The following is a 16,413-nucleotide window of genomic DNA, read 5'->3' as shown; positions in this document are numbered from 1 at the left end:
GATCTCGCGAGCTAGAGACAAACAAGGCGAAAATGGCTGAGGAAGCGGATCGGACTCGCGCTCGAGTTTACGAGTGGTAAATGAGCATTCCGACGGGGCTGGCCTTCCAGGGCATTTTCAACGCCGTTTGGCCGACGCGCAGCAGATCGTGAACAGGTTCTTAGGGTGATCCTGGGTCAGCAGCAGCGGATGGCGCCCGACTTGCCGCCACCGTAGCGCGCCTCCTGGCGCTCACGGAAGAAGGCTTCGTAGCTCATCACCGGCTGGTCCGGGTGCTTGCCGCGCATGTGCTCGACATAGGTGTCGTAGTCGGGCATGCCCACCAGCATCTTGGCGGCCTGCCCGAGGTATTTGCCCATGCGACCCAGGTCATTGAACATGAAGATTCTCCTTTAGGCGCCCGCTACCGGCTGGAAGGGGGTCTCGCGATCGGTCCGCTCGGGCTTGGCCAGCGCAGCGCGACCGACCTTGATGGAAAAGAACAGGATGCTCATCACCACCACCAGGAACAGCACCGACAGGGTGGCGTTGGTGTAGGCGTTGAAGACGATGTGCTGCATCTGTTCCATGCTCTTGGCCGGGGCGATCACCTGCCCCTGGGCCATGGCGGTGCTGTACTTCTTGGCCAGGGCCAGGAAGCCGACCGCCGGATTCGAATCGAACAGCTTGATCAGGCTGGCGGTGGTGGTGCAGATCAGCAGCCAGACGGCCGGCACCAGGGTGACCCAGACATAGCGCTGGCGCTTCATCTTGATCAGCACCACCGAGCCCAGCATCAGGGCGATACCGGCGAGCATCTGGTTGGAGATACCGAACAGCGGCCAGAGGGTGTTGATGCCACCCAGCGGATCGACCACGCCCTGATACAGCAGCCAGCCCCAGAGGGCGACGCAACCGGCGGTGCCGATGACGTTGGCGGTCCAGGAGTCGGTCTTCTTCAGCGCCGGCACGAAGCTGCCCAGCAGGTCCTGCAGCATGAAGCGTCCGGCGCGGGTACCGGCGTCCACCGCGGTGAGGATGAACAGCGCCTCGAACAGGATGGCGAAGTGGTACCAGAAGGCCATGGTGTTCTCGCCCGGCAGCACGTTGTGCATGATCTGGGCGATGCCCACCGCCAGGGTGGGAGCACCACCGGCACGGGCCAGGATGGTGTGCTCACCGATCTCGGTGGCGGTGGCCTGCAGCATCTCGGGCGTCACCACGAAGCCCCAGGTGCTGATCTTGGCGGCCACCGACACCACGTCGGCGCCGACCACGGCGGCCGGGCTGTTCATGGCGAAGTAGACGCCCGGCTCGATCACCGAGGCGGCGACCATGGCCATGATGGCGACGAAGGACTCCATCAGCATGGCGCCGTAGCCGATGTAGCGGGCATGGGTTTCCTTGGCGATCAGCTTGGGCGTGGTGCCCGAGCTGATCAGCGCATGGAAGCCGGACACCGCGCCACAGGCGATGGTGATGAACAGGAAGGGGAACAGGGTGCCCTTCCAGACCGGGCCGGTGCCGTCGACGAACTGGGTCAGGGCCGGCATCTTGAGCATCGGCATGGTCACCAGGATGCCGATGGCCAGGGCGATGATGGTGCCGATCTTGAGGAAGGTGGACAGGTAGTCACGCGGAGCCAGCACCAGCCAGACCGGCAGCACGGCGGCGACGAAGCCGTAGCCGATCAGCATCCAGGTGATCTGCACGCCGGTGAAGGTGAAGGCCGGACCCCAGACCGGATCGGCGGCGACCAGGCCGCCCACCCAGATGGACGCCAGCAGCAGCACCACCCCGATCAGCGAGATCTCGCCGATGCGACCGGGGCGGATGTATCTCATGTAGACGCCCATGAACATGGCGATCGGCAGGGTGGCGATCACCGTGAACATGCCCCAGGGGCTCTCGGCCAGGGCCTTGACCACGATCAGCGCCAGCACCGCGAGGATGATGATCATGATCAGGAAGCAGCCGAACAGGGCGATGGTGCCAGGGATGCGTCCCATTTCCTCGCGCACCATGTCGCCCAGGGAGCGACCGTTGCGGCGGGTGGAGAGGAACAGGATCATGAAGTCCTGCACCGCGCCGGCGAAGACCACCCCGGCGATCAGCCAGAGGGTGCCGGGCAGATAGCCCATCTGGGCGGCGAGCACGGGACCGACCAGCGGACCGGCACCGGCGATGGCGGCGAAGTGATGGCCGAAGAGGATGTGCTTGTTGGTGGGGACGTAGTCCAGGCCGTCGTTGTTGAGCACGGCGGGCGTGGCCCGTCTGGCGTCGAGGCCCATCACCTTGGTGGCGATGAACAGGCTGTAGTAGCGGTAGGCAACGAGGTAGATCGCCACGGCGGCGACCACAATCCAGAGGGCGTTGATCGCTTCGCCTCGACTCAGCGCCACGGTACCCAGCGCGAAGGCGCCCAGTACGGCAACGGCGAACCAGGCTAGATGGCTGGCCATTCGGGTCATGCTTGTTCTCCTGCCGCGCATCTGTGACCGCGGCGATACTTGTTATTGTGAGAGCCCACAGCGGAGCCATATTACTATCGGCGGCTCGACGCGACAGCGAAATTCGCAGAACTACCCAAGGCCCGCTACGTAGTTCTACGTAGCGGGCAGTCCGGACAGGTGCCGATGCAACTCAAATACAAGATGGTCGCCCTCGGCCTCCTGCCGCTCCTGCTGGCGGTGGCAGCGGTCTGCCTGGTGGTGTTGGAACAGAGCCAGCGCCTGGGCGAGCAGCAGGCGCGCCTGCTCGAACACAGCATCCTCGGCAGCAAGAAGACCGAGTTGCGCAACTATGTGGAGATGGGCGTCAGTGCCATCCAGCCCCTGTATGGCAGCGGCCGCGACGACGACGAAACCCGGGCCAGGGTACTGGCGCTGCTGGCCAGTCTGAATTTCGGCAGCGACGGCTACTTCTTCGTCTACGACCAGCATGGCCGCAACCTCATGCATCCACGCCAGCCCGAATTGGTCGGGCGCGACCTCTGGCAACTGACCGACGGCAACGGCCTGCTGGTGATCCAGGCGCTGCTCAAGAGCGCCCGCGAAGGCGACGGCTTCCAGCGCTATGGCTGGCAGAAGCCTTCCAGTGGGCAGATGGCGGAAAAGCTGGCCTACGTGACCCAGCTAGAACGTTGGGGTTGGGTGCTGGGCACCGGCCTCTATCTGGATGACGTGGACGCCGCCCTCGCCCAGGTCCGCCACGACGTGGCCGCCGGCATCCGCACGACCCTGTTGGCCAGCGCCGGGGTGGCCCTGGTGGCGGTGCTGCTGGTATTCGCCGGCGGACTGACGCTCAACGTCAGCGAACATCGCCTGGCCGATCGCAAGCTCAAGCAGCTGACCCAGAGGCTCATCACCTCCCAGGAAGAGGAACGCTCCCGACTGTCACGGGAATTGCACGACGGCATCAGCCAGTTGCTGGTGTCCATCAAATTCCAGTTCGAGCTGGCCAGCCGCGAGCTCGGCGCGAGCAAGCCCAGCGCCGGCGAGACCCTGCGCGAAGGCACCCAGCGCCTGGCGGCGGCCATCGGCGAGATCCGTCGCATCTCCCACGACCTGCACCCTTCGCTGCTGGATACCCTCGGCCTGCCTGCCGCCCTGGGCCAGCTGGTGGAGGAGTTCCGCCAGCGCAGCGGCCTGAACGTGGACTATCGGCAGACCCTCGACGACAGTCCCGCCGGCGGCGACATGGACGTCGCCCTGTTCCGTATCGTCCAGGAGGCCCTGACCAACATCGAACGCCATGCCGCGGCCCAGCGGGTGGTCATCGACCTGCAGCGGCGCGGGCGCTGGATCTGCCTGACCGTGCACGATGATGGCCGCGGCTTCGATACCGGCCAGGTGGAGCGCCTCAGCGGCGGCATCGGCCTGCGTAACATCCGCGAGCGGGTGGAGCTGTTCGGCGGTCGTTGCGCCATCCAGTCCGGGCCCGGCGGCACGACCCTGGACGTGGTTCTGCTACGCTCGGACCTCCCGGCCGACGAGGAAAGCCCGACATGACGCCCATCCGCATCCTCCTGGTCGACGACCATGCCCTGGTCCGCGCCGGCGTGCGAGCGTTGCTGGGCACCATCGAGCGCTTCGCGGTGGTCGGCGAGGCCGGCAGCGGCGCGGAAGCCCTCGACCTGCTGGCGCGTCTCGATCCGGACATCCTGCTGGTGGACATCGGCCTCAAGGACATCAACGGCCTGGAGTTGACTGCCCTGATCGCCGAACGCGCACCCCGTGCCCGGGTGTTGATCCTGAGCATGTACGACAATCGCGAATACGTCAGTACCTCGCTGCGGGTGGGCGCGGCCGGCTATGTACTCAAGGATGCCCCCTCGGAGGAAATCATCGCCGCGGTGGAAGCCCTGGCGGTCGGCGGACGCTTCTACAGCAGCGCCATCGCGGCCCGCCTGGGTGAAGGGGGGACCCACGAAGGGGAACTCACCCCCCGGGAACGCCAGGTGCTGTTGCTCATGGCCCAGGGCCTCAACAACAAGACCATGGCGCAGCAGCTGGGGCTCAGCGTGCGGACGGTGGAGACCCATCGCCTGAGCATCCGCCGCAAGCTGGACCTCCAGAAGCCGGCCGATCTGGTCCGCCATGCGCGCGAGTACGGCTGGCGCCCCGAAGGTGCGTCCAACGTCTGACCAGCAGGCCGCTGCTCGCGCCCAGGCGACCAATGAGCCCTCTCCTTCTGGCTCCGCCGGTCACCGCCGGCTACCCTTCCAGGAGTAGTCGATACGAGACGGCCCCGGTCGTCTACAGTGATCAGGAAACCTCAGGAAGACCTTCCATGAACGACACCAACGAGCGTCGCCGCTTTACCCGTTTCACCTTCGATGCCCCTGCGCAGTTGCACCAGGGTGAGCGCCAGTGGGCGGCGCCCGTGGACGACATCTCGCTCAAGGGCGTGCTGCTGGCCCGACCTGCCGATTGGTCGAATCAGTCACGCGCGGCCTATGAGTTGCGCATCCGGCTCAATGACGAGACCGAGGTGACCATGGGCGTGGAGCTGGTACGGGAAACCCCGGAGCAACTGGCCTTCGCCTGTCGCCAGATCGACCTGGACTCCATCAGCCACCTGCGCCGGCTGGTGGAGCTGAACCTCGGCGACGAGACCCTGCTGGAGCGCGAGTTGGCGGCGTTGGGTACGCCCTGAGCGAGGCCTTGCCAAGGTGGGTCGAGCCAAAGCGAAGCCTACGATGCGCGAATTCGACCCTGGCTGTTGGGCTTCGACGGTGGAGCCGTCTCAACCCAACCTACTGCATCGATAGCCTCGTAGGTTGGGTTGAGCGAAAGCGAAGCCCAACGGCGCTTAGAACTCCAGATGCAAGCCCACCACCAGCCGGGCGTCGTGGGTGTCTTCGCCCTCTTCCCGCGCCATGGCAGCGGTGTTGCCGTGGGTGGCGTTCCAGGACACCCCGACATAGGGCGCCACCTCCGGGGTCACCTGATATCTCAGGCGCAGCCCGGCTTCGCTTTCGGCGAAGCCGGCGCCCTGGCCGCGGGCCTCGTCGTTGCGACCGTAGAAATTGAGCTCGGTGTGGGGCTGCAGGATCAGCCGCTGGGTCAGGGCCCAGTCGTATTCGGCCTCCAGGCGCAGGGCGGTCTGGTTGTTCTCGCCAAGGAAAGCGGTGATCTCGATGTCGAGATCCTCGGGATCGTGCTCCTGGATCCCCAGGGCGGCCCAGGTCTGCGGCGAGCCGGGTTTGAAATCCTGGCGAATGCCGGCCACGCTGCCCCAGCCCTTGGCCAGCGCGTGCCCCCAGAGGGCCTGCACCTCGGCCTGCTCGGTGTGGCCATTGGTGCGTTCGCCCTGGCTGCGGAAATCCAGCCGATTGGCGCCACCGCCAAGGGCCCAGCCTTCCAGATCCCAGTTGAAGACACTACCCTCGTCGGCGTGCTGCCATTCCAGCTGATCCACCTCCAGGCTGGCCGGGGCGGAACTGCTGGGATCGGCGGCCTGCACCAGGGTGCTGATAGCAAAGCTGGCAAAGAGTACGGAAAGCGGGAGCAGACGAGACATGGCGGGTATCCAGGGTCATGGAAGCGCCTGATAGACCACCCTGCCCCACCGAGAGTTTTAAAAAATATTACAAAGGCCGCGCCAGGCTATTCGAACAGTGCATCCAGTGCCTGCTCCAATCGAGTCACGGCCACCACCTGCAGACCGGGCGGCGGATCCTTGGGCGCGTTGCCCTTGGGCACGATGGCGCGCTTGAAGCCGTGCTTGGCCGCTTCCTTGAGACGCTCCTGGCCACTGGGTACCGGACGGATTTCGCCGGACAGGCCGATCTCGCCGAACACCAGCAGATCGTGCGGCAGGGCGCGGTCCCTCAGGCTGGAGATCACCGCCGACATCAGCGCCAGGTCCACCGCCGTCTCCAGCACCTTGACCCCGCCGACCACGTTGATGAAGACGTCCTGGTCGTAGGTGGGGATGCTGCCGTGGCGGTGCAGCACCGCCAGCAGCATGGCCAGGCGATTCTGGTCCAGGCCCACGGTGACCCGGCGCGGGTTGGCCAGGTGACTGGTGTCCACCAGCGCCTGCACCTCCACCAGCATGGGCCGCGAACCCTCCCAGGTCGCCATGACCACACTGCCGGCCACCGCCTCCTGGGCACGATTGAGAAAGATCGCCGAAGGGTTGGAAACCTCCTTGAGGCCTTTATCGGTCATGCCGAACACGCCCAGCTCGTTGACCGCGCCGAAGCGATTCTTCACCGCTCTGAGCATGCGCAGACGGCCGTCCGATTCGCCCTCGAAATAGAGTACGGTGTCGACCATGTGCTCCAGCACCCGTGGTCCGGCCAAGGCGCCTTCCTTGGTGACGTGGCCAACCAGAAAGATGGCGGTACCGGTCTGCTTGGCGAAACGTACCAGCAGGGCCGCGCTCTCGCGCACCTGGGCCACGCCACCTGGGGCGGATTGCAGTTGCTCGGTGAAGATGGTCTGGATGGAGTCGATCACCATGACCCGCGGCTTTTCCTGGCGGGCGGTGGCGACGATGGTCTCGATGCAGGTCTCGGTCATGACCTTGAGCTTGTCTTCCGGCAGACCCAGGCGCCGGGCGCGCATGGCCACCTGTTGCTGGGATTCCTCGCCGGTGACATAGAGCGCCGGCATGCGCGCGGCCAGATGACAGAGGGTCTGCAGCAGGATGGTGGACTTGCCGATGCCAGGATCACCGCCGATCAGCACCACGGAGCCGTCCACCAGGCCGCCACCCAGCACCCGGTCGAGTTCGGTGGAATCGGTGGTGAAGCGCGGGGTTTCCTCGACGCTGACCTCGGCCAGGGTCTTGATGGTCGCCTGCGCCCCGGCCCAGCCAGCGCGCCCGGAGGGTACGGCGGAGGTCTCGACGACGGTTTCCACCAGGGTGTTCCAGGCACCGCACTCGCCGCACTGACCCGCCCACTTGGGAAAGGTGGCGCCGCATTCGGTGCAGCCGTAGAGACGCTTGGCCTTGGCCATGGCGGAATTCTCCAGTCGAGAAAGGAAGGTTCCCAGCATACCACGACTGGATGCATAGACAGTAAAAAGGCGCGATCCCGGGGGAGCGCGCCTCTCTCAAAAGCGGGCTTGAGCCTTAGTTACCCTCGCCACCCGGCTGACGCAGCATGGTCAGGGCCTGGTTGGCCTGGGCGATGCACTTCTTCTCATCGCCGGCCTTCTGGGCGGCCATGGCGTTCTTGCGGAAGTCGGCGATCTGCTGGGCCTGGGAGCTGCCCGGGCCGATCATGTTGGTCTTCATCTTGCTGGCGTCATCCAGCTTCTGCAACTGCACCGCGCACAGATCCTTGGCGAACACGGGGGCGGTGGCGAACATCATCAGGGCGATCAGGGCGGTACGCTTCATGGGGACATCCTCATTGGGGAGGGCCAGGTAGGCCGGATAAACCTCGCTCACCCCACGAAACTCGTCTGGGGTAACCCATTGACCGTCAGGCATCGTTGGTCGTTCAGCGCGCCATCATTGGCGTTTACCCTCGGGCCAGCCGCTCTGGGACTAGTGCTTGAGCGTCGAAATCATCGCCGCATCGCCACGCATCCAGACCGGCAACGCCTGTTGCCAACGCTCCTGTTCGAGCAGTTGCAGGTCGGCCAAAAGTCGGCTGTATTCGGCGAATTCCTGTTGGACGCGACGGCGTTGCGCGTCCACGGCCGCTTCGGTGATCCACAGGTGCCACTGCTGGTACATCGCCACTTCGTCGGTCATCGGCTCCTCTCCTGGGAGGCCATGATGGCAACGCCGGCGGCCCTTGCCAATCGCACTAAGGTGGGGCTCGACCCTGCAGATCGAGCCCGACACAGCTAGGACGGGTATTTCAGCTGCTGAGCGATTTTGTCCTTGAGCAGGACACGCTCGCGGCGCAGGCGCCCCAGTTCCTCGTCGCCGCTGGACTCTTCCACTTCTTCCAGATCGAGGATCTGCTGATCGAGCTTCGCGTAGTCTTCGAGCAGCTTGGCAAAGGCCGCATCGGTCTGGGGACGGCTGTCCAGCTGCTCGGCGTATTCGGGAAAGTCTTTGTGCAGGTCGTGTTTGGCAACCATCAGAGGCTCCTTGGGGTGAGAGATAGAGGTCGCGAGGGCCGCAGCTCTCGTCGTACAAGGGTGGACCCGGTCCTTTCGACAAAGTGCGACAGCCACGACCAGCTGCCGATTCGCTGACGATTTGACGCTGGCGGGGAACCTAGAGACCGTCAGCAAGGTTCCAAACCCGAGCGAAGCGAGCACAATCGTCTATCGTCTCTTCGAAACCATCCAAAGGAGTGCAGCATGAGCATCATTGCCGAGTTCAAGAAATTCGCCATGAGAGGCAACGTGGTCGACCTGGCGGTCGGCATCATCCTGGGCGCGGCTTTCGGCAAGATCGTGTCGTCCTTTGTAGCCGACATCATCACACCGCCGCTGGGGTTGCTGCTGGGGGGTGTGGATTTCTCCCAGCTGGCCATCACTCTGAGGGCTGCCATAGGTGACCAACCGGCCGTGGTCATGTCCTACGGCAAGTTCCTGCAGACCATCTTCGACTTCGTGATCATCGCCTTCGCCATCTTCATGGCGATCAAGGTGCTCAACCGCCTGCGCCTGCACCAGGATGCCGCGCCCTCTGGCCCGACCAAGGACCAGGTGCTGCTGACCGAGATCCGCGACCTGCTGAAAGAGCAGAACAGCCAGGCGACCGCGGCCCCTGTCGTCAAACAGGAACCGCCGATCACCCCGCAGTAGAAACCTGCTGGATCCCGCCTCGCTAGGAGGCGGGTCGCTCCAGGCGGATCCAGCCGATCCGTCGATCCTTGACCGATTCCACCGTCAGCTGCCAGCCCTGGTATTCCAGGCGATCACCAGCCACCGGCAGGCGGCCCAGCAGGTCCACCACCAGGCCGCCCAGGGTCTGGTAGTCGTCGTTTTCCGTGATCTGGAAACCGGTGCGCTGGGCCAGGGGATGCAGATTCAGACCGCCGCTGGCGCGATAGCCGTTCTCCACCCTTTCCAGCTCCGGCAGGCTCTCCTCGCTGGCATCCGGCAGTTCGCCGGCAATGGCCTCGAGGATGTCGGTCAGGGTCAGCAGGCCTTCGAAGCCACCGAATTCGTTGACCACGAAGGCCACGTGGGTGGAGGCCGCGCGCAGCTGTTCCAAGGCACCTAGCACCGTGGCCTGGGCCGGCAGGTGGATGGGGGTGCGCACCCGGGCGCGCAGGTCCGGTGACTGGCCCTGGAGGATGTCGGCGAACAGCTCCTTCTTGTGGACATAGCCCAGGGGCTCGTCGATGTTGCCATTGACCACCAACGGCAACCGCGAGTGAGCCGAGGCCAGCAGTTGCTCATGCAGTCGTTCCGGCGGAGCGTCGGCATCGAGGATGTCGACGTCGGCGCGGGCGGTCATCACCGTACGCACCGGGCGTTCGCCCAATTGCAGCACGCCACTGATCATCAGGCGCTCACGGCGATCGAAGACCGGGCCTTCGCCCTTCTCGCCTTCCATCAGTTCGGCGATGTCCTCGTCCACCTCGTCTTCGCGCAAACGACCACCCAGCAGGCGCAACACGGCCTGGGAGGTCCGCGCACGCATGCCGAGCCGCTCGTGCATCTGCCGCTTGCGCTTCCAGCGCACCACCTGGTTGGCCAGCTCGATAAGGATCGAGAAGCCGATGGCGGCGTACAGATAGCCCTTGGGAATGTGGAAGCCCAAGCCTTCGGCGGTCAGGCTCAGACCGATCATCATCAGGAAGCCCAGACACAGCATGATCACCGTGGGGTGGGCGTTGACGAAGGCGGTCAGCGGCTTGCTCGCCACCAGCATCAGACCGATGGAGATGATCACGGCGATCATCATCACGCTCAGGTGCTCGACCATGCCCACGGCGGTGATGACGGCGTCCAGCGAGAACACGGCGTCGAGCACCACGATCTGCGCCACCACCGGCCAGAAGGCGGCGTAGGTCCGGCTGCCACCGGTCTTGTGGGTATGGCCCTCGATGCGTTCGTGCAGCTCGGTGGTGGCCTTGAACAGCAGGAAGATGCCGCCGAACAGCATGATGAGGTCACGACCGGAGAAGGCCTTGCCGAAGACCTCGAACAGCGGTTCGGTGAGGGTGACCATCCAGGAGATGCTGGCCAGCAGGCCCAGACGCATGATCAACGCCAGCGACAGGCCGATGACCCGTGCCTTGTCACGCTGCGCCGGAGGCAGCTTGTCGGCGAGGATGGCGATGAAGACGAGGTTGTCGATGCCCAGGACGATTTCCAGGACGATCAGGGTCAGCAGCCCCAACCAGGCGGTGGGATCGGAGATCCATTCCATTAGCGGTATGCCTCCGCAAGAGAGGGCCGGACGGCCACGGAGGAAAGACAACGGGAGGGGGTGTTGGCCGCGCCTGGCCAGGAGGCCGGGGGCGGCTCGGATCTGTCACTGCTCATCGGAACTCGAAAGGTAGCCTTGGAAATTCCGATCCTAGAGCAAGGCGGGGCCAAAGCTAAAGGTCCAACCTTTTCCAATTGTGAAGAAAACGTAAAGACGCCCGGATAACTTCCCGGTTACCAGTAGTTTTCCACCGCCACCTGGCCGGGTCGGCGACTCAGGGCCAGCTGCAGATCGCGGGTCTTGAGCAGCTGGCGGGTGTCGTCGACCATCTCGGGATTGCCGCAGATGAGGATCCGCGAGTGCTCGGGCGACAGCGTGACGCCGGCGGCGCGTTCCAGCTCGCCGTTCTCGATCAGGGTGGTGATGCGGCCGCGCAGGGCGCCGGGGTGATCCTCGCGGGTGACCACCGGGACATAGACCAGGCGGTCGGTGAGGCCTTCGAGGTGCTCCACCTGGCCGTAGCCGTTGATGACGTCCTGGTAGGCCAGGTCGCGGGCCTCGCGCACGCTGTAGACCAGCACGATGCGTTCGAAGCGCTCCCAGGTGTCGGGTTCCTGCAGCATGGACAGGAAGGGTGCCAGGCCCGTGCCGGTGGCCAGCAGCCAGAGATCCCGACCGCCGCCGAAGCGCTCCAGGGTGAGATAGCCATAGGGCTGCTTTTCCACCAGCAGCTCGTCGCCCTCGCGCAGGCGGCTCAGCTCGCTGGTGAAGGCGCCGCCAGGCACCACGATGGAAAAGAATTCGAGGAATTCATCGTGAGGTGCCGAGACCATGGAATAGGCGCGCCAGACGATGTCGCCATCGGCCTTGCGCACGCCCAGCCGGGCGAATTGGCCGGCGCGAAAGCGATAGCGCGGGTCGCGGGTGGTCCTCAGGCTGAAGAGGTTGTCGCTCCAGGGCCAGACGGCGGTGATCGTCTCGCGGGTGAACTTGTCTTCGGTGGCGGTCATACTGGCCTCTTTTTCCCGATTGCTTAGAGCCATTGTCCCGCACTGGGCCGCCGATAAACACCGACAGAAACCATGCCTTCTCTCGTCTCGCCCTTCGCCACCCTCGAACTCGACCGTCAGCCACCGCGCCGCGACGATCCCCTGCAGGCCTTCGACGCCGCCGACGAGTACCTCCTGCAGCAGGTCGCCGAGGGCGGCCTGGCTCCCGCCACCCGGGTGCTGGTGCTCAACGACGCCTTTGGCGCCCTGGCCGTGAGCCTGGCCGGCCATGCCCAGGTGACCTCCAGTGGCGATTCGCACCTGGCGGCCCTGGCCCTAGCGGCGAATCTGGCACGCAATGGCCTCGCCGCCGATGCGGTTACCTTCGTCCCGGCCAGCGAGGCGACGGGTGGGCCCTTCGATCTGGTGCTGATACGGGTGCCCAAGACCCTGGCCCTGCTGGAAGAACAGCTGATCCGCCTGCACGGCCAGTTGGCGCCGGACGCTCAGGTGATCGCCGGCGGCATGCTCAAGCATCTGCCCCGCGCCGCTGGCGACCTGCTGGAGCGGCACATTGGCCCGGTACAGGCCTCGCTGGCGGTGAAGAAAGCCCGACTGCTATCTGCCACGCCCGCGTCGCGGCCGGCGGTAGCCTCGCCCTACCCAAGTCGTTATCGCCTGGATGCACCGCCGCTGACTCTGGTCAACCATGCCAATGTCTTCTGCCGCGAGGGTCTGGACATCGGTACCCGCGCCTTCCTGCCGCACCTGCCCCAGGGTCTGGGCCAGGCCCGGGTAGCCGATCTCGGTTGCGGCAACGGCGTGCTGGCCCTGGCCTGTGCCCTGGCCAATCCGGAGGCGCAATTCACCCTGGTGGACGAGTCCTACATGGCGGTGCAGTCGGCGCAAGAGAACTGGACCGCGGCCTTCGGCGAGCGACCGGTGGCGATCCGCGCCGCCGACGGCCTGGCCGAGCAGCCGCCGCGGTCGCTGGACCTGATCCTCTGCAATCCACCCTTCCACCAGCAACAGGTGGTGGGCGACTTTCTGGCCTGGCGCATGTTCCAGCAGGCACGGGCGGCGCTGAGCGAGCAGGGCGAACTCTGGCTGGTGGGCAATCGCCACCTGGGTTACCACGTCAAGCTCAAGCGACTGTTCAAGCGCGTCGAACAGATCGCGGCCACGCCGAAATTCGTGGTGCTGAGGGCGGTCCAACCCCTCTGACATAAATCCGGAGAAGAGAGCCGCCCGCGTGCCATCCCTGCCCCTCGATCTCCACTACATCGCCCTGGTGCTCGAACTGATCGGCATCAGTGCGGCGATCCACGCCATCGTTACGGTGCGTACCGCCCAGGGCGCCATGGCCTGGGCCATGGCGCTGGTGTTCATGCCCTTGCTCAGCCTGATTCCCTATCTGGTATTCGGCCGGCGCCGCTTCGACAGCTATGTGAAGGCACGGCGCCAGGCCGACGAGGAGATGGCGCGCCAGGCCGCCGAGCTGGACTGGCGGCCCTGGATCGCCGAGGCCATGGCCGCCCAGCAGTGCAGCGCGGCCAACCGCAAGCTCAAGGCCATGACCGCCCTCACCGGCACCCCCTGCGTCGCCAACAACCAGGTGCGGCTGCTGATCAACGGCGAGGAAACCTTCGCCGCCATCCTCACGGCCATCCGCGGGGCGCAGAAGGTGGTGCTGGTGCAGTTCTTCATCATCCACGACGACGCCCTCGGTCTGGCCCTGCAGAACACCCTGCTCGACCGCGCCCGCGCTGGAGTCCAGGTCTTTCTGCTGTACGACGCCATCGGCAGCCATGCCCTGCCGCGCGCCTATGTGGAAAAGCTGCGCGAGGCCGGGTGCGAGGTGAAGGGCTTCAGCAACCGCCGCGGACTGATCAACCGATTCCAGGTCAACTTCCGCAACCACCGCAAGATCGTGATCGTGGATGGCGAGGTGGGCTTCACCGGCGGGCTCAACGTCGGCGACGAATACATGGGCCTCAAGCCGCCCCTGGCGCCCTGGCGCGATACCCATCTGGAACTGCGCGGCCCGGCCCTGGCCACCCTGCAGGAGACCTTCGCCCAGGACTGGTACTGGGTGACCCGGCGGCTGCCCACCCTGCTGCTGCCGGAACGCTACGAGGACGGCGGGGTGCTCTGTCAGGTGGTGCCCAGCGGCCCGGCGGACGACCAGGAGACCTGCTCGCTGTTCTTCGTCGAGGCTATCCATTCGGCGCGCCACCGGGTCTGGATCACCACGCCCTATTTCATTCCCGACGAAGCCGTCTCGGCGGCCCTGCGCCTGGCCGCCCTGCGCGGGGTCGACGTGCGCATCCTCCTGCCCTCGCGACCGGACCACAAGGTGGTCTATGCCGCGTCCTACCTCTATGCCTTCGAGGCGGTGCACGCCGGGGTGCGGGTGTTCCGCTACGGTCCGGGCTTCCTGCACCAGAAGGTGGTGCTGATCGACGAGGACGTGGCCGCGGTGGGCAGCGCCAACCTGGACAACCGCTCCTTCCGCCTCAACTTCGAGGTCATGGTGATGGTGATGGACGTCCCCTTCGCCTGGGAGGTGCGCAAGATGCTGGAGCAGGACTTCAGTCGCTCCCGCGAACTCACCCCCGAGGACAACGCCGCCCTGCGCCGCTGGCGGCGGGTGGCCATGCGCGTGGCGCGGGTGTTTTCGCCGGTGCTCTAGAACCCCGGAACCCGCTCTGCGACGGCCCGGTCCGATGCCTCATGGCGCCTCACCCGGAGCGCCCCGCGCCCCCGGAGTCGCCCGCCATGCCATCCTTTTCGCCGCTGCGTTGCGTCTGCCTGCTGGCGGGCGGTCTGGCCCTGGAGGCCACCGCCGCGCCACGCAGCGTGCCGTCCATCGAGAGCGAAGACGCCGCCCTGGGCAGCGTGGAGGTCAGCGAAACGTCCGGGCGGTTCCATCCGCAACTGGGCGTGGACGTGCGCAACGGTGACTTTTCCCGTGGCAACTACGATGACGATGCCGCCAGCCTCGACCGCATCCCCTTGCACCTGCAGGCGGGCTTCGCGCTGGATCTGCACCAGGGAGGCGACGGCGTGGCCGATGCCTGGCTGGTGTTCAGCAGCAGCAATGGCTTGCACAGCCCGTCCAGCGAGGAACGGGTCAGCCCGCGGCGCTGGTACGAGAGCAACAACCTGCTCGGGCTGGTGGTGTCGCCGGCCGAGGGCCTGAGGGTCGGCTTCGTCTACACGGTCAAGAGCAGCCCCAACGACGTCGCCGCCACCACGCAAGAGGCCAGCCTGACCCTGGCCTATCAGGCCGATACGGGCCTGGGCGCCTGGCGCCCGGGGCTGGCGGTGACCACCCGCGCCCAGGGCGACAGCGGTCTCTATACCCAGGGCAGCCTGGAGCCGGGGTTGGATCTCACCCCAGGCGGTCTGCGCCTGAGTTTCCCCAGTGCCCTGGGGGTGGGCTGGAACGGCTTCTACGGACCGGATTCCGGAGACCGCCTCTATGCCCGCACCGGCCTGGCGCTGGAGCAACCGTTCCGCTGGGGCGACACCCGCTGGAGCGCTCGGGCCGAGGCCCTGGCGCTCTACCGCGACGGTGCCCTGCGCGAATTGAGCGGTCCGGAGGGCGAGACCGACGGCGTGGTGCCCCAGGTGACCCTCAGCCTGTCCATGGCCTACTAGCCCAACGGCGCGACCCCAAGGCCCTCGACCAGACTTTCGAGGGCGCGCAGGCCCGCCACCGAGTTGCCATAGCTGTCCAGCCGCGGCGACCAGACACAGATGCTCATCTGCCCCGGGACGATGGCGACGATGCCGCCCCCGACCCCGCTCTTGCCCGGCAGGCCGACGCGCCAGGCGAAGTCGCCCGCGGCATCGTAGAGGCCGCAGGTCAGCAGCAAGGCATTGAGCTGACGCGTCTGCTGGGGGGTCACCACCGCCTGACCATCCTGGGGATTGACCCCACCGTTGGCCAGGAAGGCGAAGGCCCTGGCCACGTCGCTGCAGCTCATGGCCAGAGCGCAGCCATGGAAATAGACGTCGAGGACGTCGTTCACCTCGCTGTGAAGATTGCCGTAGGCCTTCATCAGATAGGCCAGGGCGGCGTTGCGCGCCTTGTGGTCCATTTCCGAACGGGCTACCCGGTCGTCGAAATTGATGGCCGGATTGCCGGCCAGGCGCCGCGCTTGTTCACGCATCATCCAGTGGATGGACATGATGCGTGACACCAGCAGCTCGCAGACCAGCACGGCGCCGGCGTTGATGAAGGGATTGCGCGGCACGCCCTTCTCTTCTTCCAGCTGAGCCATGGAATTGAAGGCATGACCGGACGGCTCGCGGCCGACGCGGGTCCAGATGTCCGGCTCGTCCAGGCGCTGCATGGCGATCACCAGGTTGAGCACCTTGGAAATCGACTGGATGGAAAACGCCGTATCGGCCGCACCCGCACGCCAGACCTTGCCGTTGATGTCACAGACGGCGATGCCGAACTGATCCGGCGCCACCTCGGCCAGGGCCGGGATGTAGTCGGCCACTTCACCTTCGCCGAAGTGGCGCGGCGCGGCGGCGGCGATACGGTCGAGCAACGGCTGCAGCTGATGGCGATCGAAAAGCTCTGGCATGGCGAATCCAAGGCGGGCGGGGGCGCCAAGTGTAGGGGCCC

The 16,413-nt window shown here is 65.8% G+C and carries 17 protein-coding genes; 7 read left to right on the top strand and 10 right to left on the bottom strand.

The features are described 5' to 3' along the window. Positions 1 to 176: 176 nt before the first annotated feature. Together C722_RS0103115 and C722_RS0103110 are read right to left on the bottom strand one after the other, a co-directional pair. Complete coding sequence (locus C722_RS0103115) at positions 177 to 380, bottom strand: YbdD/YjiX family protein (RefSeq protein WP_007162682.1); 204 nt, start codon at positions 378 to 380, stop codon at positions 177 to 179. Between the two features lie 12 nt (positions 381 to 392). After that, positions 393 to 2,450 (bottom strand): carbon starvation CstA family protein, encoded by a 2,058-nt coding sequence (locus C722_RS0103110; RefSeq protein WP_026083612.1) that lies wholly within the window; start codon positions 2,448 to 2,450, stop codon positions 393 to 395. 165 nt (positions 2,451 to 2,615) lie between these two features. Here C722_RS0103110 and C722_RS0103105 point away from each other — a divergent pair, with 165 nt between their 5' ends. The 3 genes from C722_RS0103105 (at position 2,616) to C722_RS0103095 (ending at position 5,136) form a co-directional block, all read left to right on the top strand. After that, positions 2,616 to 3,989, top strand: a complete 1,374-nt coding sequence (locus C722_RS0103105) for a cache domain-containing protein (protein WP_017639099.1) — start codon at positions 2,616 to 2,618, stop codon at positions 3,987 to 3,989. Continuing rightward, positions 3,986 to 4,624 carry a response regulator transcription factor gene (locus tag C722_RS0103100; protein ID WP_017639098.1) on the top strand — a complete coding sequence of 213 codons (639 nt, stop codon included), beginning with the start codon at positions 3,986 to 3,988 and terminating at the stop codon, positions 4,622 to 4,624. The genes C722_RS0103105 and C722_RS0103100 overlap by 4 nt, the downstream gene beginning before the upstream one ends. Positions 4,625 to 4,770: 146 nt before the next feature. Beyond that, the gene (locus tag C722_RS0103095; protein ID WP_017639097.1) at positions 4,771 to 5,136 is read left to right on the top strand and encodes a PilZ domain-containing protein; all 366 of its coding nucleotides are present in this window, start codon (positions 4,771 to 4,773) and stop codon (positions 5,134 to 5,136) included. Positions 5,137 to 5,292: 156 nt separating this feature from the next. On the opposite strand, the gene C722_RS0103090 is transcribed toward C722_RS0103095, so the two are convergent. From C722_RS0103090 to C722_RS0103070, 5 genes are all read right to left on the bottom strand, one after another. Continuing rightward, on the bottom strand, positions 5,293 to 6,003 hold the full coding sequence (locus C722_RS0103090; protein ID WP_017639096.1) for a copper resistance protein B: 711 nt from the start codon (positions 6,001 to 6,003) through the stop codon (positions 5,293 to 5,295). 86 nt (positions 6,004 to 6,089) lie between these two features. Continuing rightward, positions 6,090 to 7,451, bottom strand: a complete 1,362-nt coding sequence (gene radA / locus C722_RS0103085) for a DNA repair protein RadA (protein WP_017639095.1) — start codon at positions 7,449 to 7,451, stop codon at positions 6,090 to 6,092. Between the two features lie 115 nt (positions 7,452 to 7,566). Continuing rightward, the gene (locus tag C722_RS0103080) at positions 7,567 to 7,836 is read right to left on the bottom strand and encodes a hypothetical protein (protein WP_017639094.1); all 270 of its coding nucleotides are present in this window, start codon (positions 7,834 to 7,836) and stop codon (positions 7,567 to 7,569) included. Positions 7,837 to 7,986: 150 nt separating this feature from the next. Then, positions 7,987 to 8,196 carry a hypothetical protein gene (locus C722_RS0103075; protein WP_017639093.1) on the bottom strand — a complete coding sequence of 70 codons (210 nt, stop codon included), beginning with the start codon at positions 8,194 to 8,196 and terminating at the stop codon, positions 7,987 to 7,989. Between the two features lie 95 nt (positions 8,197 to 8,291). Next, on the bottom strand, positions 8,292 to 8,531 hold the full coding sequence (locus tag C722_RS0103070; RefSeq protein ID WP_007162691.1) for a YdcH family protein: 240 nt from the start codon (positions 8,529 to 8,531) through the stop codon (positions 8,292 to 8,294). Positions 8,532 to 8,756: 225 nt separating this feature from the next. Between C722_RS0103070 and mscL the strand changes: the two genes are divergently transcribed. Next, positions 8,757 to 9,206, top strand: coding sequence for a large-conductance mechanosensitive channel protein MscL (mscL, locus tag C722_RS24555; protein ID WP_017639092.1), 450 nt, complete (start codon positions 8,757 to 8,759; stop codon positions 9,204 to 9,206). Positions 9,207 to 9,228: 22 nt separating this feature from the next. On the opposite strand, the gene C722_RS0103060 is transcribed toward mscL, so the two are convergent. Beyond that, complete coding sequence (locus tag C722_RS0103060; protein ID WP_017639091.1) at positions 9,229 to 10,782, bottom strand: TerC family protein; 1,554 nt, start codon at positions 10,780 to 10,782, stop codon at positions 9,229 to 9,231. A 233-nt stretch (positions 10,783 to 11,015) separates the two neighbouring features. After that, entirely contained in the window at positions 11,016 to 11,792 is a 777-nt protein-coding gene (locus tag C722_RS0103055) for a ferredoxin--NADP reductase (RefSeq protein ID WP_017639090.1), read from the bottom strand. A gap of 72 nt (positions 11,793 to 11,864) precedes the next feature. Here C722_RS0103055 and C722_RS0103050 point away from each other — a divergent pair, with 72 nt between their 5' ends. The 3 genes from C722_RS0103050 to C722_RS0103040 all read left to right on the top strand — a co-directional run bounded on the left by C722_RS0103050 (position 11,865) and on the right by C722_RS0103040 (position 15,434). Beyond that, positions 11,865 to 12,995, top strand: a complete 1,131-nt coding sequence (locus C722_RS0103050; RefSeq protein WP_017639089.1) for a class I SAM-dependent methyltransferase — start codon at positions 11,865 to 11,867, stop codon at positions 12,993 to 12,995. Positions 12,996 to 13,023: 28 nt separating this feature from the next. After that, positions 13,024 to 14,463 carry a cardiolipin synthase gene (gene cls / locus C722_RS0103045; protein ID WP_017639088.1) on the top strand — a complete coding sequence of 480 codons (1,440 nt, stop codon included), beginning with the start codon at positions 13,024 to 13,026 and terminating at the stop codon, positions 14,461 to 14,463. 86 nt (positions 14,464 to 14,549) lie between these two features. Beyond that, positions 14,550 to 15,434, top strand: coding sequence for a hypothetical protein (locus C722_RS0103040; protein WP_017639087.1), 885 nt, complete (start codon positions 14,550 to 14,552; stop codon positions 15,432 to 15,434). Here the strand turns inward: C722_RS0103040 and glsB are convergent. Further along, positions 15,431 to 16,345, bottom strand: a complete 915-nt coding sequence (gene glsB / locus C722_RS0103035) for a glutaminase B (protein WP_218186729.1) — start codon at positions 16,343 to 16,345, stop codon at positions 15,431 to 15,433. The genes C722_RS0103040 and glsB overlap by 4 nt on opposite strands. Positions 16,346 to 16,413: the final 68 nt, after the last annotated feature.

Origin of the sequence: Pseudomonas sp. 313 (assembly GCF_000316965.1) — a bacterium.
GTDB lineage: Bacteria > Pseudomonadota > Gammaproteobacteria > Pseudomonadales > Pseudomonadaceae > Chryseomonas > Chryseomonas benzopyrenica.
The sequence above is the reverse complement of the archived record's forward strand: the minus strand, read 5'-3'. Positions and strand labels throughout refer to the sequence as shown.

Coding starts and splice junctions, on each gene's coding strand:
- C722_RS0103080 (WP_017639094.1), bottom strand. CDS start 7,836: ATGAAGCGTACCGCCCTGATCGCCCTGATGATGTTCGCCACCGCCCCC.
- C722_RS0103115 (WP_007162682.1), bottom strand. CDS start 380: ATGTTCAATGACCTGGGTCGCATGGGCAAATACCTCGGGCAGGCCGCC.
- C722_RS0103100 (WP_017639098.1), top strand. CDS start 3,986: ATGACGCCCATCCGCATCCTCCTGGTCGACGACCATGCCCTGGTCCGC.
- C722_RS0103070 (WP_007162691.1), bottom strand. CDS start 8,531: ATGGTTGCCAAACACGACCTGCACAAAGACTTTCCCGAATACGCCGAG.
- C722_RS0103090 (WP_017639096.1), bottom strand. CDS start 6,003: ATGTCTCGTCTGCTCCCGCTTTCCGTACTCTTTGCCAGCTTTGCTATC.
- C722_RS0103060 (WP_017639091.1), bottom strand. CDS start 10,782: ATGGAATGGATCTCCGATCCCACCGCCTGGTTGGGGCTGCTGACCCTG.
- mscL (WP_017639092.1), top strand. CDS start 8,757: ATGAGCATCATTGCCGAGTTCAAGAAATTCGCCATGAGAGGCAACGTG.
- radA (WP_017639095.1), bottom strand. CDS start 7,451: ATGGCCAAGGCCAAGCGTCTCTACGGCTGCACCGAATGCGGCGCCACC.
- C722_RS0103075 (WP_017639093.1), bottom strand. CDS start 8,196: ATGACCGACGAAGTGGCGATGTACCAGCAGTGGCACCTGTGGATCACC.
- C722_RS0103040 (WP_017639087.1), top strand. CDS start 14,550: ATGCCATCCTTTTCGCCGCTGCGTTGCGTCTGCCTGCTGGCGGGCGGT.
- C722_RS0103110 (WP_026083612.1), bottom strand. CDS start 2,450: ATGACCCGAATGGCCAGCCATCTAGCCTGGTTCGCCGTTGCCGTACTG.
- C722_RS0103055 (WP_017639090.1), bottom strand. CDS start 11,792: ATGACCGCCACCGAAGACAAGTTCACCCGCGAGACGATCACCGCCGTC.
- C722_RS0103050 (WP_017639089.1), top strand. CDS start 11,865: ATGCCTTCTCTCGTCTCGCCCTTCGCCACCCTCGAACTCGACCGTCAG.
- C722_RS0103095 (WP_017639097.1), top strand. CDS start 4,771: ATGAACGACACCAACGAGCGTCGCCGCTTTACCCGTTTCACCTTCGAT.
- C722_RS0103105 (WP_017639099.1), top strand. CDS start 2,616: ATGCAACTCAAATACAAGATGGTCGCCCTCGGCCTCCTGCCGCTCCTG.